A 19,939-nucleotide genomic window follows, 5' to 3' on the forward strand; every position below is an offset into this window, starting at 1 on the left:
TCTCATTCTCACTTCTTCTGGAAGGCGGGATGCCACGACAGGGTCAACCGCTCCAGCGCCCGCGAGGCGCTGTCGGCGAGCTTGCCGAGCAAGGCGTAGATCAGGATCGAGAGCACGACGACGTCGATCAGCATGAACTCGCGCGCCTGCATCGCCATGTAGCCGAGGCCCGACGAGGCCGCGATGGTCTCGGCGACGATCAAGGTCAGCCACATGATGCCGAGCGCGAAGCGCAGCCCGACGAAGATCGAGGGCAGCGCGCCGGGGAAGATCACCCGGCGGAACAGCTCGCCGTCGGTCATGCCGTAGATGCGGCCCATCTCGATCAACTGCGGGTCGACGGTGCGGATGCCGTGCAGCGTGTTGAGATAGATCGGGAAGAACACGCCGAGCGCGACCAGGAACAGCTTTGCCGAACTCGTCGATGCCGAACCACAGGATGACGAGCGGGATCAGCGCCAGGTGCGGGATGTTACGCACCATCTGCAAGGTGGTGTCGGTGAGCTTTGCCGACAGCTGCGACAGGCCGTTGGCGAGGCCGAAGGCAAAGCCGATGCCGCCGCCGATCAAGAAGCCGATCGAGGCGCGCCAGAAGCTGACCCAGATATTGCGGACCAGTTCGCCGGACAGCAGCAGTTTCCATCCCGCCAACGCGACGTCAGTCGGCGCCGGCAACACCCGCGAGGGCACGTAGCCGGTGACGCAGGCGAGTTGCCACACCAGCACGATCGCCAGCGGCACGATCCAGGGGATCAGTCCGTCGACCTTCGGAAGTTTCGGTGCGCCGACACGGGGTAAACTGTCGATCAAGCTCATGATTGCGATGCCTGCTTCTGCGGACGGTAGTCGTTGCCGATGGTCTCGCCGAACGGCCCGGTGTTGACGCGGATCGGCGTCACGTTGCCGCCCTGCGCCAGCGACAACAGCGGGAACACCAATTCGGCGAAGCGATAGGCTTCCTCGAGATGCGGATAGCCCGACATGATGAAGGTATCGACGCCGATGTCCTGGTACTCCTTGATCCGCGCGGCGACGGTCTCGGGATCGCCGACCAGCGCGGTGCCGGCCCCGCCGCGCACCAGGCCGACGCCGGCCCACAGGTTCGGGCTGATCTCGAGCTTGTCGCGGCGACCGCCATGCAGCTGCGCCATGCGTTGCTGGCCGACCGAATCCATCCGCGCGAAGATCTTTTGCGCGGCGGCCACCGTGTCGTCGGTGACGTACTGGATCAGCTCGTCGGCGGCGCGCCACGCCTCCGCATTGGTCTCGCGCACGATCACGTGCAGGCGGATGCCGAACGAGAGCTTGCGGCCGCGCTGCGCCGCCACCGCCTTCACCTTGGCGATCTTCTCGGCAACCTGCGCCGGCGGCTCGCCCCAGGTCAGATATTTGTCGACGGTGTCGACCGCGACGTCGATGCCGGCATCCGAGGAGCCGCCGAAATACAGCGGCGGCCGCGGCGACTGCACCGGATTGAACAGCAGGCGGCCGTCCTCGATCCTTATGTGCTTGCCTTCGACATTGACGGTCTTGCCCGCCAGGAGATCGCTGTAGACGTTGAGGAACTCGCGGGTCACCGCGTAGCGCTCGTCATGATCCAAGAAGATGCCGTCGCCCTTGTTCTCGATCGGATCGCCGCCGGTGACGACGTTGATCAGCAGGCGGCCGTTCGACAGCCGGTCCAGCGTCGCGGTCATGCGTGCGGCGACGCTCGGCGACTGCAGGCCGGGCCTCACCGCCACGAGATAGCGCAGGCGTTCGGTCCAGGGCGCAACGGCCGACGCCACCACCCAGGAATCCTCGCAGCTCCGCCCGGTCGGCAGCAGCACGCCGTAATAGCCGAGCTGATCCGCGGCCTGCGCGATCTGGCGCAGATAATTGAAGTTCACCTCGCGGCCGCCGATCGACGTGCCGAGATAGCGGCTGTCGCCGTGGGTCGGCAGGAACCAGAGGATGTTGGCGTTGGTTGGGGTGCTCACGTGCCCGGTCTCCATGCGACGTCGGAAATCTTGATTTGTTTCGGGATCAGGCCGAGCGCGAAGAACGTGTCGGCGACCTGCTGCTGGTCCGCGACCACCGCATCGGTGACCGGCTTGATGCCGTAGGCCTGCCGCTTCAGCGCGACCTCGACCACCGGCACCGACAGGCCGATGCTCGGCGCCAGCTGCTCGGCAACGGCATGGATGTCACCCTTGGCCCAGTCATCGACCTCGCTCAGCTGCGCCAGCACGAGCTCGACGATCTTCGGATCGGCCTGCAGGAATTTCTTCGAGGCGAAGTAGAACTGATAGTTCGCGACGATGCCGGTGCCGTCGGCGACGGTGCGGGCGCCGGTCGCAGCCTCCGCCGCGGCCTGGAACGGATCCCAGATCACCCAGGCATCGACCGCGCCGCGCTCGAACGCCGCGCGCGCATCGGCCGGCGCCAGGAACACCGGCTCGATCTCGGAATATTTGACGCCGGCCTTCTCCAGCGCCTTCACCAAGAGGTAGTGGACGTTGGAGCCCTTGTTCAGCGCGACCTTCTTGCCCTTCAGGTCAGCGACCGACTTGATCGCGCTGTCCTTCGGCACCAGGATCGCCTCGCCCTTCGGCGCCGGCGGCTCGTAGGCGACATACTGGATCGGCGCGCCGGCGGCCTGCGCGAAGATCGGCGGCGCCTCGCCGGTGTTGCCGAAATCGATCGCGCCGACGTTGAGCGCCTCGAGCAGCGGCGGCCCGGACGGAAACTCGGTCCACACCACCTTGGTGCCGACCGCCTTCAGCTTTTCCTCGAGCGAGCCCTTGCTCTTGAGCAGCACCAGCTTGCCGTATTTCTGGTAACCGATGCGGACCACCTTCTCCTGGCCGTAGGAAGCGCTGACGGTTGCGGCGACGATGCTGAGCGACAGCACCGCGCGGGCGATCCAGCGTCGAAATAAACGCGTCATGGGACTATCCTCTGCATTGAAATGACCAAACGTGCGCCGATCAGGTCTGGGGATTGCGCCAGACGATGTCGCGGATCGCGATCTGCTTCGGGATCAGGCCGAGCTTGAAGAAGCGGTCGGCGACGCCCTGCTGGGTCGCGATGATGTCGTCGGTCACAGGTCCGACCGAGAAGCCCGCCCGCTTCGCCGCGATGGTCTGGATATCGAGCGGCACGCCAGTGACGGCGGCCAGCGATTTGGCGACCTCGTCGGGATGCGCCTGCGCCCATGCCGCGCTCGATGTCGTGACATCGACGATCTGCTGCAGGATCGCGCCGCGATTGCGGGCGAAGTCGCGGTTGGCGATGTAGAACGAGTTGGTCTTGGTGATGTCGCGCGTCTTGACCAGAATGCGGCCGTTCTGCTTGGTCTCGGCGATCGCGAAATACGGATCCCAGATCGCCCAGGCATCGATGCCGCCATTGGCAAAGGCCGGCCCGGCGTCGGGTGGCGTCAGATAGACCGGCGTGATGTCGTCATAGGTGAGCCCGGCCTTCTCCAGGGTCTGGATCACGACGTTGTGCGCGCTCGATCCCTTGGTGAAGCCGACGCGCTTGCCCTTGAGATCGGCGATTGACGTGATTGCCGAATTTTGCGGCACCAGGATGCCGGACCCGTTGATGATGGGCTGAGCCGCCGTATAGACGATGGCCGCGCCCGCGGCCTGCGCGAAAATCGGCGGGGAATCGCCGACCGCGCCGTAATCGACGCTGCCGACATTCATGGCTTCCATCATCGGCGGCCCCGAGGAGAACTCGACCCACTTCACGCTGATGCCCTGCGGCTTGAAATGATTTTCCAAGGCCTCGCGCTGGCGCGTGATAACGAGCACGCCGTTCTTCTGGTAGCCGATACGAATTTCCTTCGCGTCCGCCTGCGCCTGCGCACCGCGTGACAGCGCAGCGGCGGCGGCTGTGACGAGCGACAGCTGGAGGAACTCACGACGCTTCATTCCAAGACTCTCCTGACGATCAAGCGCGCTATCGCGCTGCACGATCATGCGATGTCAGGATGATGGGGCGCGCGAATGAAGCTGTCGAGCACCGCACAAAAATAGCGATGCCAGCACTTCGGTGCAGGCATCGCGCGTGCCGTTTCTTTTAAAGCGCGGATCGGGTGTAGCGAATTATTTTCCTCACGGAAACGCGAGGTCGCTGCACAACAATCGATCAGCCGGCGGCGGCGGCTTTCGAGCCGACACTGACTGCGAGTTTGCCATAGCGGTCGGTGAACGCCTGGGTGTCGATCTCCTCGAGCTGGATCGAGCCGTCGAGCACGCCCTTCTTCCAGGCATCGTGCTCGGGATCGTGCTGGAACTCCGGCATCACCTCCTTGCCGAACAGTTCGAGCGACTCGCAGATGTGCTCATGCGTGTTCTTGCCGGCCTGGTTGAGCAGGATCACCTGATCGATATGCGATGAGCAGAAGCGCCGCAGCTTCTTGCGCAAGGTCTCGGGCGAGCCGATCAGGCCGCCGCGCAGCGCAGCCTCCTGCGCCTCCGGATTGTCGCGCTTCCACTTGTTGTACTCGTCCCACATGTTGACGGTGCCGGGCGCCGGCCGCTGCCGGTTCTGCGCCTGGCCGTAGTAGCGCAGCGCGAACTGGAAGAAGGTCGCGCCGTCGGCACGCCGGCGCGCTTCCTCGTCCGTCTTCGCGCACATGAAGAACGAGACCAGCGCCATGTTCGGATTGATCTCGTAGTCGGCGAGCTTCTTCAATCGCTTGGTGATCGCGTTGTAATAGGCGTGCACCCAGGCATGCGCCGCCTCGGCGCTGACGAACTGAAAGCCGAGCGCGCCGAACCCGTTCTGCCCGGCGCGTTCGATGGTCGGCAATTGCGAGCATGCCATCCAGAGCGGCGGATGCGGCTTCTGCACCGGCTTCGGCACGACATTGCGCAGCGGGATATCGAAATATTGTCCGTGATGCTCGGTGCCGACCTTGCTGAACATCGGGAAGATCGCTTGCACGGCTTCCTCGAACACCTCGCGCTTGGTCTCCATGTCGCGGCCGAACGGCGTCAGCTCGGTGATCGAGGCGCTCTCGCCCATGCCGAACTCGCAGCGGCCGTTGCTCAAGAGATCGAGCACCGCGACCCGCTCGGCGACGCGGGCGGGATGATTGGTGGTGAGCTGGAAGATGCCGTGGCCGAGCCGGATGTTCTTGGTGCGCTGGCTCGCGGCGGCAAGGAAGGATTCCGGCGCCGGCGAGTGCGAATATTCCTCCAGGAAGTGGTGCTCCACGACCCAGGCGTAGTCGTAAGCCAGCCGGTCGGCGGTTTCCAATTGCGTCAGCGCGTTCTGGTAGAGCCTGAGCTCGTCGCCGTCGTTCCAGGGGCGCGGCAGTTGCAGCTCGTAAAAGATGCCGAATTTCATGGAGTCACTCCCAAGGTCGCTTGCTCGACCACTTATCGTGGTCTCGACCGCTTGTTGTTTTGGGGCAGTCTAGTGGCGCTCCGGATCAAGTCTAGCCTCGGGGGCGAAACCGCAATTCCGCGCAGCGGGAGACGGCTTGATCGGAACGCATGAATGTTTAGCTTGTGCTGGCCTGAGTTCGCGGCGCTATCGGTCGCGCGCTCACGCTTCCGAAAGCCCATGACCACCTTCACGCCGCATCAGGACACTGCGCTGAAAGCCGTCGCCGACTGGCTGAAGGCCAAGCCCGGCCAGAACGGCACGCCGCCGGTGTTCCGCCTGTTCGGCTATGCCGGAACCGGCAAGACCACGCTCGCCCGCCACATCGCCGAAGGCGTCGACGGCGAGGTGAAGTTCGCGGCCTTCACCGGCAAGGCGGCGCTCGTCATGCGCAACAAGGGCTGCGACAGCGCCTCCACGATCCATTCGCTGATCTACCGCGCACGCGAGTCCGGCGTCGAGCAGCCGAGCTTCGAGCTCTGGGACGATGCGCCGGCATCGAAGGCGAAGCTGATCGTGATCGACGAGTGCTCGATGGTCGATGCCGAGCTCGGCCGCGATTTGATGTCATTCGACTGCCCACTGCTGGTGCTCGGCGATCCCGCGCAATTGCCGCCGATCCAGGGCGGCGGCTTCTTCACCGATGCCGAGCCCGACGCGATGCTGACCGAGGTGCACCGCCAGGCGCAGGACGATCCGATCGTGCGGATGTCGATGGATATCCGCGAGGGCCGCGAGCTCGAGATCGGCCGCCATGGCGAGAGCGAGGTGGTGTCGCGCAAGGAGCTCGATCCGGACCGCGTGATGCGCGCCGACCAGGTGCTGGTCGGCCGCAACAACACCCGCCGCGCCTACAACATGCGGGTGCGGCAACGGCAGAACATCGAGGATCCGCTGCCGGTTGCCGGCGACAAGCTGGTCTGCCTGCGCAACAACCGCAAGAAGGGCCTGTTCAACGGCGGCCTGTGGCGGGTCAAGGCGCGCGCGCAGTCGAAATCCAGGATCATCACCATGCGCGTGATGCCGGACGAGGATTTCGGCTACAAGGTCACCAAGGTCTCGGTGCGCGGCGAATGCTTCGACGGCGGCGTCGAGGGCGTGCCGTGGGAGCAGCGCAAGCCCTACGACGAGTTCGACTACGGCTACGTGCTGACCGTGCACAAGTCGCAGGGCTCGCAATGGGACGACGTCGTGCTGTTCGACGAGAGCTTTGCGTTCCAGGACTCGCGCGCGCGGTGGCTGTACACGGGGATCACGCGGGCCGCGAAGCGGCTGAGCGTGGTGGTGTGACACCGTCATTCCGGGATGGTGCGTAAGCACCAGACCCGGAATCTCGAGATTCTCGGTGCGCAATTGCGCACCTGAGGGTTCGATGCTTTCGCATCGCCCCGGAATGACGCTCGCAAACGCGCATTTCCCTCACGAAACCGTGTGGCCGGCGCCGTAACAAAACGCCCCCTCGCCCGTATTTTGAAGCGTCGGAGCCGCCCGGCCTGATTGGCCAATGCCGGCTCCCGCTTTACACTGGCCCCACTTGCGATCCCACGAGGAACCCATGCCCAAAAGCTCCCTCAGCCGCCTCTCCCTTTGCGCCGCCGCGATCGGCGCGCTGGCCGTCACAGCTTTTGCCGTTGCGCCCTCGCTTGCCGCCGAGGACGCCGTGATCATCCCGGCACCCGCCGCAAGCGCGCCGGAATCCGGCATCAAGACCGCGGTGCTGGCCGGCGGCTGCTTCTGGGGTGTGCAGGGCGTATTCCAGCACACCGCCGGCATCGTCAGCGCGGTGTCCGGCTACTCCGGTGGCAGCAAAGCAAACGCCGATTACGAGAAGGTCTCGACCGGCACGACCGGCCATGCGGAATCCGTCGAGATCAAATACGACCCGCAGAAGATCTCCTACGGCAAGATCCTGCAAATCTTCTTCTCCGTCGTGCACGACCCGACCCAGCTGAACCGGCAGGGCCCGGATTCCGGCACGCAATATCGCTCGGCGATCTTCACCACCAGCGACGAGCAGAAGAAGGTGGCGGACGCCTATATCGCCCAGCTCAACGCCGCCAAGGTCTACAGGAAGCCGATCGTCACCAAGGTCGGCGCGCTCGAGGCTTTCTATCCGGCGGAGGGCTACCACCAGGACTATCTGACGCTGCACCCGAACCAACCCTATATTGCCTATAACGACATCCCGAAGGTCGAGAACCTGAAGAAGATCTTCGCGGAGAACTACATCGAGAAGCCGACGCTGGTGGGCAGCACCAAGGTCACCAACTGAGCATCTCGCAAAGGAGGTTGAATGTCCGATACCAAGACCGACGGCAAGGTCCGCAAGAGCGAGGCCGAGTGGCGCAAGGAATTGACGCCGATGCAGTACGCCGTACTGCGCGAGAAGGCGACCGAGCGGCCCTTCACCGGCGAATACGAGCATGATCCCCGCAAGGGCACCTATGTCTGCGCCGGCTGCGGGCAGACGCTGTTCGAATCCGACCAGAAGTTCGATTCCGGCTGCGGCTGGCCGAGCTTCTCCAAGCCCTCCGTCGAGAGCCATGTCGACGAGGAGCGCGACATGAGCCACGGCATGATCCGCACCGAGGTGCTGTGCTCGAAATGCGACGGCCATCTCGGCCACGTCTTCAACGACGGTCCCGGCCCGACCGGCCTGCGCTACTGCATCAACTCGGCGGCGCTGAAGCTCGACGAGAAGAAGTAACGGCGCCCACCACGCCGCGCCCCACGCGACCAACAGGCCGCTCGCGTGGGGCTTTGTTTTGGCTCCGGCCCCCGGCAACATCCTCGTGATCGGCTGACGGCCTTAACGACTCGCAGGCCGGAATGTGCTTTGCTCGGTCTTCGCGGGGCCGTAGGCGTCTCGCCGTGCGGCTGCCGCCTGTTCTGAGGAGGGCGCCATGTCGCTTGGACTAATCCTCATCATCCTTTTGCTGATTATCCTGCTGGGCGGCTATAGCGGCCGAATTCGCGGCTATGGCTATGGCCTCGGCCACTCCGGAATGGGCCTTTTCGGGGTGATTTTGATCGTGGTCGCGATCCTGGCCTGGCTCGACAAGATTTGAGCACCATAAGCCATTGAAATAAAATGATTTATCTGACCGACCCCCGTGCTATGCGCGGATTCAGCATGTGCCCTGTCAGGGGCTCTTCTGGGGTCGCATTTTTGTCAAAGAGGCCTATATTAGGGGTGGAAATGACATGTACGGCGCGCCGCCGATAATAGGCCGCCGTCCCCAAAATCCCTTTCGCAACGCCAACTGAAAAGAACACAAGAGGTCGTCGACCATGCGTCCCCTGCGTCCGTTCAACTATAACACATCCGCCGAACTGTTCCCCGCCGCGATCCGCAAGAAGAAGCGGGCGGGTTTCGCCTACCGCCGTTTCGGCACCGCTGCCGAGGCCGTGCAGTTCGCGATGGAGCAGCTGCCGGCGGACTCGCTGAACGGCGCCTATCTCCAGGTCGAGGAAGCCCGTTTCGACCAGAACGGCATCCGCTCGCTCTATGAGAGCGAGGCCTTCCCGCTGCCGCGTCGTCCGCGCCCGGCCGCCAGCCAGACCGACGCTGACGCCGCATAAGCTTTCTGCTCTTCGCTCAACGAAAAGCCCTCGGATCGATCCGGGGGCTTTTGTTTTGAGAGTTAAAATCTCGGCTGCTTGTCGAGCCAGCGCCGCAGCATCCGCACATTGCGGATATTGGCGCGGAACATGACGTCGAAGGCATCGCCCGCCACCGGCACCATGCCGATCACGCCGTCGACGGCGACGTTGGCGAGCATCCGCGCGGTGATGTGCCAGGGCGCGCCCAGCAAGCGGGCCTCACGCACCAGCCACAGCGAGATCGCGGTGGTGATGATATCGCCGACCACGGGGATCAGGCCGATCAGCCCGTCGATGCCGTAGCGCACTTTGGTGCCCGGCACGATGAAGGCGACGTCGAGCAGCCTTGCGATCATCTCCAGCCGCGCGAGCCGCTCCTCGCGCGTCAGATTGCCGAACGGATTGGCGGTGGAGTTGCGGAAGTCGAACTGGAAGCCTTCCTGAAAGGCTCCCTGAAAACCTTGGAACTGCGGATGCAGCGGGCCATCGGCGAGTTCGCGCCCGTCCTGGTCGATGACCTTGCCGCGCGCCTGCGCGCCGCCAAAGGGTGGCCGCGATCGCGCGGCGTGGGGCGTGAAGATGTCGTCCTCGGTCATGGCCATCACATGGTAACGCAGGCAGGCGGTTCAAGTTGCGTCACATTACCACTGTGTCACCTTAAGGCCCTGATACATCGAGGCTCCGCCGTGCTCGCGTTCAGTAGACGCCCTTGTTCATGGTTCTGAGCCGCTGTGCCAGCGTCCTCATGACCTTCAGGGCAAAATGCGGCGTCTGGCTCACGAGGAAGAGAAACTGCTTTTCCGAGACCGGGACGAGCTCGACATCCGTGAGCGCCGTGGCGGTCGCACTCCTTGGTTCGTTGTCGATCAACGCCATCTCGCCAAAGATCGTGTCGGGCGCCAGATCCGCCATGGTCTTGTTGCCGACCTGAATGCGCACATAGCCGCTCTTGATCACGAAGAGCTCGTTGGCCTGTTCGCCCTCGCGAAAATAATGCCGCCGGCTCGGACCAGGCGCGTTTCGATACTGTTGCCCGTCAGAAGGCTGAAGCTTGCATCTGGCACTCGAAATTCCTTTCCCCGAATCCGAAACGCAGATCCCGTACGTCCCGGTCGTCTGCAGCGACGGCTGAAATAAATGCGAACACAGAATAGAGCAGGCCCGAGATCGGCATCGCCGCTGCCCCGGACGGCCGCGGGTCGCGAGGACGGGCGCGGATGTGACATTGGGACTGACGTTTGCATGACGTAGATATGACAGTTGTGTGAAGGCGGCCGGACCTCCAGCGCCTCATGCGCTGATAAGACTGCCGCAATGGGTGATCTATTCCGCGCCGTGCGTTGAGCGCGGCCGTGTCCGATCGCCGACGTACTCATTTCGGCGTTGGGTCGAAGTCGCCGATCGCGATTTCTGCTTTTCCCTTGGTAATGAGCGCCTGCCCTAGTGCTGCGAAGCCGGCTGCGCCGGCGCGTGCAGCTCTTCGGCATATTTGTGCGCCAGCCAGGACGTGATCACGCCCGGGATGAAGCCGACCATCCCGTACAGGATGAACTGCACCGCGCCGCTCTCGGAGCCGTGCGAGGCGTAGGTCAGCGCCGCGCCGACGAACGCCACCGCGCCGACGAGCAGCATCCGCACCACCGGCGCGATCCGCTTCACATGCATCAAGATGTCGTCGATCGCGCCGAACATCAGGGACGGCACGATGCCGAACAGATAATTGTATTGCAGCGACTTCACGAACACGACGAGCAGCTTGGTCACCTCGCCGCCACTGGTCTCGGTCCAGTAGCCGGACTGATAGGTGGTCATGAGCAGCAGCAGGAAGCCGCCGATGAACGGCCCGATGGCTGCGAAGATCAGATAGCGTTTCATGAGCCACCCTAAGCCTAGTCAGCGCGGCGGCGCAACAGCCGTCCAAGTGGAGCAAGTCCCGACAAAAGTGGCAACGGCTTCCCTTTGTCTATACAATCCACACAAGATGTAGTTGATATACTTCAAACTACTTACATAGCGCTCTACGCACGGACACCACAATGCCAATCGAGTTCATTCCTGCTCGAGTAGGGCGCGATCGCCCTCCCGTACTTGATCAGTTGATCCTGCAAATACGACAGCGGGCCGACACGTTTGGTCTTCATGACGGCGTTATGTACTATGGGTGGCCCAAGTTTACAGACTATGAGGCAACCAGACATTACGTTGATTTGGCGATTATTAGCTCCTCAGTGGGTGTCATACTCATTCGAGTACTACCTGCCGCTACGCCCAAACAGGTCAGCGAAACGGCTGAGAGCCTCTCTCAAGCCGCGGCTACCGCGGTATCCCAGCTGGTTCGAAGCCCCCTACTTCGCAAGAAGAACCGGCAACTATCCGTTGAGGTTACTCCGGTCCTATTCGCTCCGGGCTACCAGGGAGCATCTCCCGACCATTTGGATGTGATCAACTCTGAGCCCGCCCTCTTCCGATTCGTACAAGAGGCCGCTGGACCGCCGCTTAGTGAACCCGAGCTGCTGGAAACACGATCCATACTAGAAGGTGCAAAGGCTCTCGTACGTCCGGTCCGCCGCAGCTTCGAGGATCCCAAACACCAACAACTAGGTGTCGCTCTAGCGAAGTTGGAAGATGAGATAGCGAGCTTCGACCAGAGACAGCGTCACGTCGCACTAACAACACTCGGTTGCCCAGAGAGAATCCGTGGACTCGCGGGATCGGGAAAAACCGTAATCTTGGCAATGAAAGCTGCTCTCGCCCATTTGGACAATCCGAACGAGTTGATCCTAGTTACGTACTATACTCGTAGCTTGAGAGATCATTTGCGACGTTTGATTACGAAATTCCATCGTCACTTCGGAGAAGGCGATCCTGATTGGAAAAAAATACACATCCAACACGGTTGGGGACGCCGTGATTTGCCGGGTGTTCATCGCGAAACCAGCCTTAGAAGCGGGCTTTCGCCAATTACATTTGGGCTAGCGGAGAGCGCCGCCGCGCCGGGACAAGAGCCCTTTGATTACGCGTGCAGAACTCTCGTTGATAGCGGGAAGATCAAGCCCCATTACGATCTCATCCTTATCGACGAAGGCCAAGACTTTCCGAGCAGCTTTTACGAGATGTGCTTTCACCTGGCCAAGGGCGACCGCGATCAGAAGCAAATCGTGTGGGCTTACGACGAGTTGCAGAATATCTTTGACGTGAAGGTAAGGACACCGACCGAACTATTTGGAACAGACGACGACGGTCAACCTCGAATTGACCTACAGCGGTCGCTGCCTCTCAATGCAGAGACGAACGACTTTGTACTTCCCAAATGCTATCGGAATCAACGAGACGTCCTTGTCTTAGCGCATGCAATAGGGTTCGGAATTTATGGACAGCCCGTCCAAATGCTGCAAAACCGTAGACATTGGGAAGACGTTGGATACGAAGTAGAAGCCGGCAACATGATGCCGGGCGAAAATACTGTTATTCGACGTCCCGATCAAAACAGCCCTACAAAGCTCGACACACCTAACCAAGTCTCACTTGTTGAGGTTAGGTTATTTGACAATATGCTCGCAGAGGTTCGCTACTGCGCCGAACAGTTCTCAAAATTCATAGAAGAGGGACTTCAGCCTGAGGATCTTATGGCGATTGCCATCGATGATAGGGCGGCGAAGGCCTATCTTTCCAGACTCGCTGAAGCTCTCGCGGAAAAGGGAATTCTTTCAAACAATATCATTGCAGACCGTTATAGCGAGCCTGCCTTCCTGATCGAAGGTAAGTGCACGCTGACGACGGTTCACCGCGCTAAAGGTAACGAAGCGGCTGTTGTTGCCGTGCTTGGCTGCGATGCGGTGCCACTCAAATTGCGCACGGGTCGGAACCGACTTTTCACAGCGTTTACGAGGACGAAGGGCTGGCTTCGGATCACCGGCATGGGGGCCAATTTCCAGCCTTTGCAACAGGAAATCCAGCACGCGCTGAAAATAGCGCCTTTAATGAAATTCATCATGCCGGACCCTGCCGCCATCGAGACGATTCAGCGCGATCTGTCGGAGAAGGATGCCAGAATACAGCGGGCTCGTGCAGAAATGGAGAGGCTCAAGGAAAGCCTCGGGCTAACCGATGACGAATTGAAGGAGGTCTTAGCAGAGCGAGGGCGCAATGGACGACCGCGACTTCGATCGTGAGATAAACGGAGCTTGGTCCCTACTAAGGGACACACTGAAGATTGGAAGAACCATCATCTCTGCGCGCTCTCTCGAAATGGATGAACAGTTTCGCGATGTGGCCCTCGATGCTGAATTGACTTACGAGGAAATCTTCAAGACAGGCTTACATCGTTCCAACTACAACGTTTTGTTGTCTGACTATGCGTATCTCCAATTCAGATGGGAAAACGACCACGCGTGGCGCCTTGGCTACTACCCCAATCCTTGGCTAAGCGGCGTAGCTTCGGCCAAGAATTTGGTAGCGCGATGGGAGGAACTCGAAACGCTAGGCGATCTAACCTACGAGGAAACGAGCGATTACATAGCGGAAATGCCATATCAAGGAGCAGTTCCCCTCATCAGATTTGAGTACGCGCGCGCGCAATACAAGGAGTTCTCTCATCCAGCGGCCCATTTCCATATTGGAAGACACACCGAAAACCGGTGGCCAAGCTCTATTTCGATCGGGCCGAAGGCTTTCTCGCTAATTATTGCGAAGCTGTATTACCCCGAGGCGTGGTCAAAGTGCAGCAACTTCGAAGGCGCCGGAGTTTCCGACTGCCTCGAGGAACAGCTTCTCTTCATCTTGCAAGATGTCCGAGCAGTCCACGAATTCTCCGAAAAAGAGAATCTGAGCTTTCACTTCGGTAAATATTCTGTGCAAGAGACGCCTCCCGCTCAAGGAAGGCATCAATCGTCGCGCAAAATCAACTCGAGAAAGGGTGGACCGGCCGCTACTCACCCCACGCGGCGAACGCCTCGTTGAAGGCTCGCTCGCCGGGGGCGCCCTTCTCGATCGCGATGATGGCGCGGCGCTGGTTGGTGTAGACCAGCGGCACGTCGAACCAGGAGCGCTCCTTCAAGAGCTGCAGATTGCGCGAGCGGTCGGCGTCGACATTGGAGAGGCCGACCAGGAAAAAGCCGTCGGTGACCTTGACCGCGAGCCCGGCCAGCGGCGTTCCGCGCGCCTGCTCGTTCGACTTCATCAGGATGCCCGGCACGTTGCCGACGCCGCCATTGGCGAAGTCCTGCGGCAGGATGAAGGTCAATTCCGCGGTATGGCTCGCCGGCAGCGATGAATTGGTGTTGCGGCGGAACGACATCGTCATCTTGAACTTGCGATCGGGGATGTCGATGTCGGCGCGCACGGCGATGTCGGGCTTCTGGTTGCCCGATCCCTTGACCTGCTCGGTGCGCCAGACCACCGAACCGACATACTGCTTGCCCTTCGGATCCGACGGGTCCTCGTCATACAGCACCACGCGCTGCGCCACCGGGGCGACCGTCTCGCCCGACGACGAGGGCTGGCCGACGCGGTCGGTGATCTTCTTGCTCGCAGGCGTCGACGCGGCATCCTTCGGCGCCTCGACCGGGGCCGAGGATTCGAACAGGCTGCTGACAAGGGTCATGGCCTGCTGCCGGAACAGGATGCCGGTGCCGACCAGGATCAGCAGGATGCCGATCACGATCGCGGTCTTGAACGGGAACATCGACCCGACGCGCGGCGGCCTCTTCGGCTCGCGCTCGCCGTTGCCGGCCCGCGACCGCTGCGGCGGCGGACCCTGCGGCGGCTGCGGGGTGTAGCGCTCGGCCTCCTCGATCGACTCGTCGTAGGAATACGGCGCCTCGGGATCGCCGCCGCGATTCTCCAGGCTCGGCTCGAGCCGGTCGAATTCCGGCGAGGGCGACGGCACGTTGGCGTAGGTCTTGCGCGCGTTGCGGCTGGCTTGCGCCGCGGCGCGGCCGAGATCGTCGGCGTCGGCGGTGATGTCGCGGAAGCCGCGCACGCCCGGCGCGGCCGGCGGCACCGGCGGCGGCGCGCCTTCCGGACCGCGGCGGGGCGGGCCCGGCCGGGCCGGCGGCGCCTGGGTCTCGGGCGGGACCGGCGGGTTCTGCGACCGCGGCGGGGCCGGCGGCGGCGTGTCGGGGCGCAAATTGCGCGGCGGACGGGGGTCGGCCGGGGGCCGCGGCCGCGCGGCAGTGTCGGCGGGACCGGGCTCGGGCGGCCTTGCATTTGCCTCCGGCGGTCTTGCATTGGCGCGGCTACCGCGGGCAGTGGCAGCGCCGCCGGGACGCGACGCCTCGCGGGCGCGCTGCGCGGCCTCGGACTCGACCTTGCGAACCGCCTCTTCCAGCGACAGCCGTTCGCGGGTGATCTCGGACTCGGAGAGCGGCGGCTGCACGCCGCGGAGCTGCTGGATCAACGCCGTTCGCGCCCGCGCATACAGCGCACGGCGGGCTTCGCCGGGGGCGTTGGGGTCGAATCCGGCGATGGCGCGGGCGATCAGCGGGTAGTAGTCAGCCATTTCCACACAATTGGAGGGATATAGGTAATATCCCGTTAAGCCTCGAACGGATTCTGTACCAGAATAGTATCTTCACGCTCCGGGCTGGTGGACAGCAGGGCGATCGGACACCCCACCAATTCCTCGACCCGGCGAACGTACTTGATGGCCTGGGCCGGCAGATCCGCCCAGGACCGCGCATTGGCCGTCGGCTGTTTCCAGCCCTCGATGATCTCATAGATCGGCTCGACCCGGGCCTGCGCGCCCTCACCCGCCGGCAGATGGTCAATTTCCTTGCCGTCGAGCTTGTAGCCGATGCAGACCTTGATGCTGTCGAACCCGTCGAGAATATCGAGCTTGGTCAGCGCCAGCCCGGCAATTCCGCAGGTGCGGACAGTCTGTCGCACCAGCATGGCATCGAACCAGCCGACCCGGCGCTTGCGCCCGGTATTGACGCCGAATTCCTTGCCGCGGCGGCCGATTTCCTCGCCGATCTCGTCGTTCAGCTCGGTCGGGAACGGACCCTGGCCGACCCGGGTGGTGTAGGCCTTGCAGATGCCCAGCACATAGCCGACCGCGCCCGGGCCGAGGCCGGTGCCGGTCGCGGCCTGCGCCGCCACCGTGTTGGACGACGTCACATAGGGATAGGTGCCGTGGTCGACGTCGAGCAGCGCGCCCTGCGCGCCCTCGAACAGGATGCGCTTGCCCTCGCGGCGCTTGAGGTCCAGCAGCCGCCATACCGTCTCGGCATAGGGCAGCAGCTTCGGCGCCATCGCCGACAGTTCGCTCAGGATGCTCTTGCCGTCGATCTCCGCGAGGTTGAGGCCGCGGCGCAGTGCATTGTGATGCGCCAGCAGGCGTTCGATCTTGTGCGGCAGGGTGTCGAGGTCGGCGAGGTCCATCAGGCGGATGGCGCGGCGGCCGACCTTGTCCTCATAGGCCGGGCCGATGCCGCGGCGGGTGGTGCCGATCGAGGTGATGGCGTTGGACGATTCGCGCAAGGCGTCGAGCTCGCGATGCAGCGGCAGGATCAGCGTGACGTTCTCGGCGATCCGCAGATTGTCCGGTCCGACCGCAACGCCCTGCCCCTTCAGCTTGGCGACTTCGTCGAGGAAGGCCTGCGGATCGAACACCACGCCATTGCCGATCACCGCGAGCTTGTTCGGGCGCAGCACGCCGGAGGGCAGCAGCGCCAGCTTGTAGGTCTCGCCATTGATCACGAGCGTATGGCCGGCATTGTGGCCGCCCTGGAAGCGCACGACGATGTCGGCCTGTTCCGACAGCCAGTCGACGATCTTGCCCTTCCCTTCGTCACCCCATTGGGCGCCGACGACGACAACATTGGCCATTGCGAAGATGTTCCCTTCAGGTGTTTCAGACCATGATCGCGGCGAAAACGCGTCCGCCCACAGCGACCTGCATTGATATGCCCAGCCTAAATCGCGGCGCCCGGCCGCGCGCACGCAAGGCGCCTACCGGATAAAGGAAGCGGCTCGGCTGCGCAAGCAAGAAGGGGCTCGTTTATGCCTTTTAGACGAGCTACAACCCTTTGATATCCCCATTAAATTCCATGCTGCGCCCGGCCGCGCCGAGCTGGCGGGAATTTAATGTTACGGCAAGGTGACGCCGGACCTGCTGTGGATTGATCGCAGCTCCTATTACGGCGATCATTCACCTAGATTAACCGGCAGGGTTCATGCCCAATTCGACACAAGCGACGATGGCGCTGCGCAAGCTCGGCATTGCCTTCAAGCTTCACACCTATGTCTACGATTCCAGTGCCGAGAGCATCGGGCTGCAGGCGGCCGAGGCGCTCGGCGTCGACCCGAATCGCATGCTCAAGACGCTGATGGCGGAGGTCGACGGCAAGCCGGTCTGCGCCGTGGTGCCGTCCGACTGCGAGGTCAGCATGAAGAAGCTTGCCGCCGCCCTCGGCGGCAAGTCGGCCAGGATGATGCGCCCGGCCGATGCCGAGCGGCTGACCGGCTATCATGTCGGCGGCATCAGCCCGTTCGGCCAGAAGAAGAAGGTGCCGACCGCGATCGACGAGACCGCCCTCACCCACGTCACGGTCTTCGTCAATGGCGGCCAGCGCGGCCTGCAGATCGAGATCGATCCGAACGATGCCGCGCTTGCCGCCGGCGCCACGATGAAGGCGCTGGTGGCGACGCAGGACTGAGCCTGCGCAAGACCGATCCTACGCAAGACCGATCCGAAGACCGGTCGCCGCGATCAATGCGAGGATTTGTCCTCATAAACTCCGCTCCGACGAAGTCGGACAGACCGGATAATTCCTCCGCCGTAATATCGTTGACGTTGAGCCGCAGCTGCATGATCGCGAGGTCGAGCAGATGCGCGGCGAAGCTTGCGCCGGCCGCCCTCACGATGCTGCGCTGCTCGATCAAGACAGCGATGACGTCGCGCAAACTGCGCACTTGCACTTGATCCATGGCCCTTTGCCCGGCGCTGGCCGTTGTTAGCTGAGTTGTCATTGGGATACCGATTGTAGTGTGCTGATGGACGCCGCACCCACGGGTGGGATGTACGGCAGATGCTCGGCTTCGTCGCCGAGAAGCGGGATGCGCGAGCGCGTCTCGCGGATTTCGATGTCGATGGTCATCGGCGGGGGAATCAGCGTCACCGAGGCTTTCGGCCATGGCGCCGGATTCGGAGCGACGCCGGTGAAGCGATAGGCCGCGGCGATCTCGAGCGCGAGCAGTTGCAGCTCGAGCATCGCAACCCCCATCCCGGCGCAGGCGCGCGGACCGGCGCCGAACGGGATGTAGGCATCGGTGTTGTAGCGCCGCGTCATCAGGAAGCGGTCCGGATCCTCGAAATGCCTGCCATCGCGCTGCAGCTGCCAGGGGCAGATCAACAGCGAGGTGCCGACCTTGAGATCGCGCCCGCCGATCGTCACCGGCTGCATCACCTCGCGCGAGAACCACCAGGCGCTGGGGTAGAGCCGGCAGACCTCCTTGACCAGCGTCGCGCTCAGATTGGCGCGCTTCACCGCCTCGAGCCGCAGCTCGCCGTCGTCGCCGAGGCACTCCGCCGCCTCGTCGGCAATCTCGTCCATCAGGGCGGGATCGGCGGCCATCTGGTAGAACATCCACGCCGCAGTCGAACCCGTGGTGTGATGGCCGGCCAGCAGCAATGTCAGGATCTCGTCCTCGAGATCGCGATCGGTCAGGCCGAGCGCCTCGAGATCGCGCAGCGCGCTGCTCGAGCCGGCCTTGCGGCGCAGGCGTTGCACCACCGTCGACATCGCGAGCTTGGCACAGACCCGGTTCTTGCGCCGCCGATACCAGGCCACCGGGCCGAACGGCAACGCGCGGAACATCTCTTCCGCCAGATCGTCCTCGATCGCGCCCACGGCCTGAACCAGGGCTTCCTCGTCGCCGGACGACATCACCTGGGAGCCGAAGATCGCGACGCAGATCGTCCGCAGCGCCAGCATCGCGGTGACATGGTGCGGATCGAACGATCCGAGCCGCGCCAGGCTGGCGCCGACCGCGCGGATCTCGGCGCACATATGCGGCAGGAATTTCTCGACGCTGCCCTTGGCCATGTGCTTCTGCAGCACCGCTCGCCGCCGCTTGTGCTCCTCGCCGCTCAGCATCAGCGAGCTGCGGCCGAGCACCGGCGTCAGCTTCTTGATCAGCTTGCCCTTTCCGATGTCGGTCTCCGGCGCCTTGAGAATCGGGCGCAGCAGATCCGGATCGTTCACCAGGAAGACCGGCGCGGGACCGAGCTGCAGCGGCACCAGCCCCAGCGCGGACTCGTTGCCGCGCGTCAGCAGCAGACGCAGCGGATCACGCTGGAATGCTCGAACGTCCGAGAACATGTGAAGCATCGTGGATCTCCAATTGCCGTCCAAGGTCGAGGAATTTGGTCAGGCCGGGATTGGCGGCGAGACCGAGCGGGATTTCTCCGGCGAGCGCCGTCAGCGGGCGGCCCATGCGATCATTGCCGATCACCTGCGGCGGGCCGTAGCGGCGGGTGCGGATGTCCATGCGGGTGAGAAAACGCTCATAGGAGAGGTCAGCCAGCGCGACGAGCGCCTTCGCTCCGCGCAGCTCGGCGAAGCGGAACATCAGCGCGTAGTTCACGCGTGCGGCCTGCGACCTCGCAACGTTCGGCAGCACGCCGAAACGGCTGATCTCCCAGGCGTCGCGGCTGGTCGGAAAGCGACGCAGCGCAAGCTGCGGGAAGACCGACTTGGTGAGGTAGGGATAATCGGTGCGGATAGCCCGGAAACCGCCGACGAGCTCGACGCCGGAGAACAACAGGCAGTGCTCGGTATACCAGCAGTCGAACTGATCGCGTTCGACATCCCCGACCGTGGTCAGAAGCCAGCCGCAATGGTCGACGAACAGGCGCTTGCGCAGCCGCAACATCGCCCCGACATGCGCCGGATCAAGCTCTTCCCTGGTAATGAGGGCGTGGTAGCCGTCCAATGAATGAAGCATTTGTCCC

General features: G+C 63.0%; 19 protein-coding genes and 1 pseudogene. 8 read left to right on the forward strand and 12 right to left on the reverse strand.

What is annotated here, in order from left to right:
- Window positions 1-8 precede the first annotated feature (8 nt).
- The 5 genes and pseudogenes from ACSKB9_RS18095 to ACSKB9_RS18115 all read right to left on the reverse strand — a co-directional run bounded on the left by ACSKB9_RS18095 (window position 9) and on the right by ACSKB9_RS18115 (window position 5,343).
- Window positions 9-816: pseudogene (locus tag ACSKB9_RS18095) on the reverse strand (ABC transporter permease subunit).
- Window positions 813-1,994, reverse strand: a complete 1,182-nt coding sequence (gene ssuD / locus ACSKB9_RS18100; RefSeq protein ID WP_438074653.1) for an FMNH2-dependent alkanesulfonate monooxygenase — start codon at window positions 1,992-1,994, stop codon at window positions 813-815. Before ssuD ends, ACSKB9_RS18095 begins: the two are co-directional and overlap by 4 nt.
- Entirely contained in the window at window positions 1,976-2,929 is a 954-nt protein-coding gene (locus ACSKB9_RS18105; protein WP_438074655.1) for a sulfonate ABC transporter substrate-binding protein, read from the reverse strand. Before ACSKB9_RS18105 ends, ssuD begins: the two co-directional genes overlap by 19 nt.
- 40 nt (window positions 2,930-2,969) lie before the next feature.
- A complete protein-coding gene (locus tag ACSKB9_RS18110; RefSeq protein WP_438074657.1) occupies window positions 2,970-3,920 on the reverse strand; it encodes a sulfonate ABC transporter substrate-binding protein in 951 nt (316 codons plus the stop codon).
- A 217-nt stretch (window positions 3,921-4,137) separates the two neighbouring features.
- The gene (locus ACSKB9_RS18115) at window positions 4,138-5,343 is read right to left on the reverse strand and encodes an LLM class flavin-dependent oxidoreductase (RefSeq protein WP_438074659.1); all 1,206 of its coding nucleotides are present in this window, start codon (window positions 5,341-5,343) and stop codon (window positions 4,138-4,140) included.
- A 219-nt stretch (window positions 5,344-5,562) separates the two neighbouring features.
- On the opposite strand from ACSKB9_RS18115, the gene ACSKB9_RS18120 reads away from it, so the two are divergent.
- The 5 genes from ACSKB9_RS18120 (at window position 5,563) to ACSKB9_RS18140 (ending at window position 8,964) form a co-directional block, all read left to right on the forward strand.
- On the forward strand, window positions 5,563-6,672 hold the full coding sequence (locus tag ACSKB9_RS18120) for an ATP-dependent DNA helicase (RefSeq protein WP_438074661.1): 1,110 nt from the start codon (window positions 5,563-5,565) through the stop codon (window positions 6,670-6,672).
- A 265-nt stretch (window positions 6,673-6,937) separates the two neighbouring features.
- A complete protein-coding gene (gene msrA / locus ACSKB9_RS18125) occupies window positions 6,938-7,654 on the forward strand; it encodes a peptide-methionine (S)-S-oxide reductase MsrA (protein WP_438074663.1) in 717 nt (238 codons plus the stop codon).
- A gap of 21 nt (window positions 7,655-7,675) precedes the next feature.
- Window positions 7,676-8,089 (forward strand): peptide-methionine (R)-S-oxide reductase MsrB, encoded by a 414-nt coding sequence (gene msrB / locus ACSKB9_RS18130; protein ID WP_028343489.1) that lies wholly within the window; start codon window positions 7,676-7,678, stop codon window positions 8,087-8,089.
- 196 nt (window positions 8,090-8,285) lie between these two features.
- A complete protein-coding gene (locus ACSKB9_RS18135; RefSeq protein ID WP_016844323.1) occupies window positions 8,286-8,450 on the forward strand; it encodes a DUF3309 family protein in 165 nt (54 codons plus the stop codon).
- A gap of 223 nt (window positions 8,451-8,673) precedes the next feature.
- Window positions 8,674-8,964 (forward strand): hypothetical protein, encoded by a 291-nt coding sequence (locus ACSKB9_RS18140; RefSeq protein WP_016844322.1) that lies wholly within the window; start codon window positions 8,674-8,676, stop codon window positions 8,962-8,964.
- A 62-nt stretch (window positions 8,965-9,026) separates the two neighbouring features.
- Here the strand turns inward: ACSKB9_RS18140 and ACSKB9_RS18145 are convergent, their stop codons facing one another.
- The 3 genes from ACSKB9_RS18145 to ACSKB9_RS18155 form a co-directional block, all read right to left on the reverse strand.
- Window positions 9,027-9,587 (reverse strand): DUF4112 domain-containing protein, encoded by a 561-nt coding sequence (locus ACSKB9_RS18145; RefSeq protein ID WP_438074666.1) that lies wholly within the window; start codon window positions 9,585-9,587, stop codon window positions 9,027-9,029.
- Between the two features lie 94 nt (window positions 9,588-9,681).
- Complete coding sequence (locus ACSKB9_RS18150) at window positions 9,682-9,942, reverse strand: Crp/Fnr family transcriptional regulator (protein ID WP_438074668.1); 261 nt, start codon at window positions 9,940-9,942, stop codon at window positions 9,682-9,684.
- 483 nt (window positions 9,943-10,425) lie between these two features.
- A complete protein-coding gene (locus tag ACSKB9_RS18155; RefSeq protein WP_038382276.1) occupies window positions 10,426-10,860 on the reverse strand; it encodes a DUF5413 family protein in 435 nt (144 codons plus the stop codon).
- An 860-nt stretch (window positions 10,861-11,720) separates the two neighbouring features.
- Here ACSKB9_RS18155 and ACSKB9_RS18160 point away from each other — a divergent pair.
- Window positions 11,721-13,157 (forward strand): DEAD/DEAH box helicase, encoded by a 1,437-nt coding sequence (locus ACSKB9_RS18160; protein ID WP_438080286.1) that lies wholly within the window; start codon window positions 11,721-11,723, stop codon window positions 13,155-13,157.
- Entirely contained in the window at window positions 13,132-13,944 is an 813-nt protein-coding gene (locus ACSKB9_RS18165) for a DUF2290 domain-containing protein (protein WP_438074670.1), read from the forward strand. Before ACSKB9_RS18160 ends, ACSKB9_RS18165 begins: the two co-directional genes overlap by 26 nt.
- Here the strand turns inward: ACSKB9_RS18165 and ACSKB9_RS18170 are convergent.
- Together ACSKB9_RS18170 and ACSKB9_RS18175 are read right to left on the reverse strand one after the other, a co-directional pair.
- Complete coding sequence (locus tag ACSKB9_RS18170) at window positions 13,913-15,484, reverse strand: hypothetical protein (RefSeq protein ID WP_438074672.1); 1,572 nt, start codon at window positions 15,482-15,484, stop codon at window positions 13,913-13,915. The two genes, ACSKB9_RS18165 and ACSKB9_RS18170, sit on opposite strands and share 32 nt — an antisense overlap.
- A gap of 35 nt (window positions 15,485-15,519) precedes the next feature.
- Window positions 15,520-16,812, reverse strand: coding sequence for an adenylosuccinate synthase (locus ACSKB9_RS18175; protein WP_016842678.1), 1,293 nt, complete (start codon window positions 16,810-16,812; stop codon window positions 15,520-15,522).
- A gap of 347 nt (window positions 16,813-17,159) precedes the next feature.
- Between ACSKB9_RS18175 and ybaK the strand changes: the two genes are divergently transcribed.
- Window positions 17,160-17,642 carry a Cys-tRNA(Pro) deacylase gene (gene ybaK, locus ACSKB9_RS18180; protein ID WP_028333475.1) on the forward strand — a complete coding sequence of 161 codons (483 nt, stop codon included), beginning with the start codon at window positions 17,160-17,162 and terminating at the stop codon, window positions 17,640-17,642.
- Window positions 17,643-17,951: 309 nt separating this feature from the next.
- Here ybaK and ACSKB9_RS18185 read toward each other — a convergent pair whose 3' ends face one another.
- Complete coding sequence (locus ACSKB9_RS18185) at window positions 17,952-19,316, reverse strand: cytochrome P450 (protein ID WP_438074675.1); 1,365 nt, start codon at window positions 19,314-19,316, stop codon at window positions 17,952-17,954.
- A complete protein-coding gene (locus ACSKB9_RS18190) occupies window positions 19,276-19,932 on the reverse strand; it encodes an acyl-homoserine-lactone synthase (RefSeq protein WP_168857556.1) in 657 nt (218 codons plus the stop codon). Before ACSKB9_RS18190 ends, ACSKB9_RS18185 begins: the two co-directional genes overlap by 41 nt.
- Between the last annotated feature and the right edge of the window lie 7 nt (window positions 19,933-19,939).

Origin of the sequence: Bradyrhizobium sp. BR 1433 (assembly GCF_051547665.1) — a bacterium.
GTDB classification, from domain to species: Bacteria; Pseudomonadota; Alphaproteobacteria; order Rhizobiales; family Xanthobacteraceae; genus Bradyrhizobium; species Bradyrhizobium australafricanum.

Coding starts and splice junctions, on each gene's coding strand:
- ssuD (WP_438074653.1), bottom strand. CDS start 1,994: ATGGAGACCGGGCACGTGAGCACCCCAACCAACGCCAACATCCTCTGG.
- ACSKB9_RS18105 (WP_438074655.1), bottom strand. CDS start 2,929: ATGACGCGTTTATTTCGACGCTGGATCGCCCGCGCGGTGCTGTCGCTC.
- ACSKB9_RS18110 (WP_438074657.1), bottom strand. CDS start 3,920: ATGAAGCGTCGTGAGTTCCTCCAGCTGTCGCTCGTCACAGCCGCCGCC.
- ACSKB9_RS18115 (WP_438074659.1), bottom strand. CDS start 5,343: ATGAAATTCGGCATCTTTTACGAGCTGCAACTGCCGCGCCCCTGGAAC.
- ACSKB9_RS18120 (WP_438074661.1), top strand. CDS start 5,563: ATGACCACCTTCACGCCGCATCAGGACACTGCGCTGAAAGCCGTCGCC.
- msrA (WP_438074663.1), top strand. CDS start 6,938: ATGCCCAAAAGCTCCCTCAGCCGCCTCTCCCTTTGCGCCGCCGCGATC.
- msrB (WP_028343489.1), top strand. CDS start 7,676: ATGTCCGATACCAAGACCGACGGCAAGGTCCGCAAGAGCGAGGCCGAG.
- ACSKB9_RS18135 (WP_016844323.1), top strand. CDS start 8,286: ATGTCGCTTGGACTAATCCTCATCATCCTTTTGCTGATTATCCTGCTG.
- ACSKB9_RS18140 (WP_016844322.1), top strand. CDS start 8,674: ATGCGTCCCCTGCGTCCGTTCAACTATAACACATCCGCCGAACTGTTC.
- ACSKB9_RS18145 (WP_438074666.1), bottom strand. CDS start 9,587: ATGGCCATGACCGAGGACGACATCTTCACGCCCCACGCCGCGCGATCG.
- ACSKB9_RS18155 (WP_038382276.1), bottom strand. CDS start 10,860: ATGAAACGCTATCTGATCTTCGCAGCCATCGGGCCGTTCATCGGCGGC.
- ACSKB9_RS18160 (WP_438080286.1), top strand. CDS start 11,721: ATGAAAGCTGCTCTCGCCCATTTGGACAATCCGAACGAGTTGATCCTA.
- ACSKB9_RS18165 (WP_438074670.1), top strand. CDS start 13,132: ATGGACGACCGCGACTTCGATCGTGAGATAAACGGAGCTTGGTCCCTA.
- ACSKB9_RS18170 (WP_438074672.1), bottom strand. CDS start 15,484: ATGGCTGACTACTACCCGCTGATCGCCCGCGCCATCGCCGGATTCGAC.
- ACSKB9_RS18175 (WP_016842678.1), bottom strand. CDS start 16,812: ATGGCCAATGTTGTCGTCGTCGGCGCCCAATGGGGTGACGAAGGGAAG.
- ybaK (WP_028333475.1), top strand. CDS start 17,160: ATGCCCAATTCGACACAAGCGACGATGGCGCTGCGCAAGCTCGGCATT.
- ACSKB9_RS18185 (WP_438074675.1), bottom strand. CDS start 19,316: ATGCTTCACATGTTCTCGGACGTTCGAGCATTCCAGCGTGATCCGCTG.
- ACSKB9_RS18190 (WP_168857556.1), bottom strand. CDS start 19,932: ATGCTTCATTCATTGGACGGCTACCACGCCCTCATTACCAGGGAAGAG.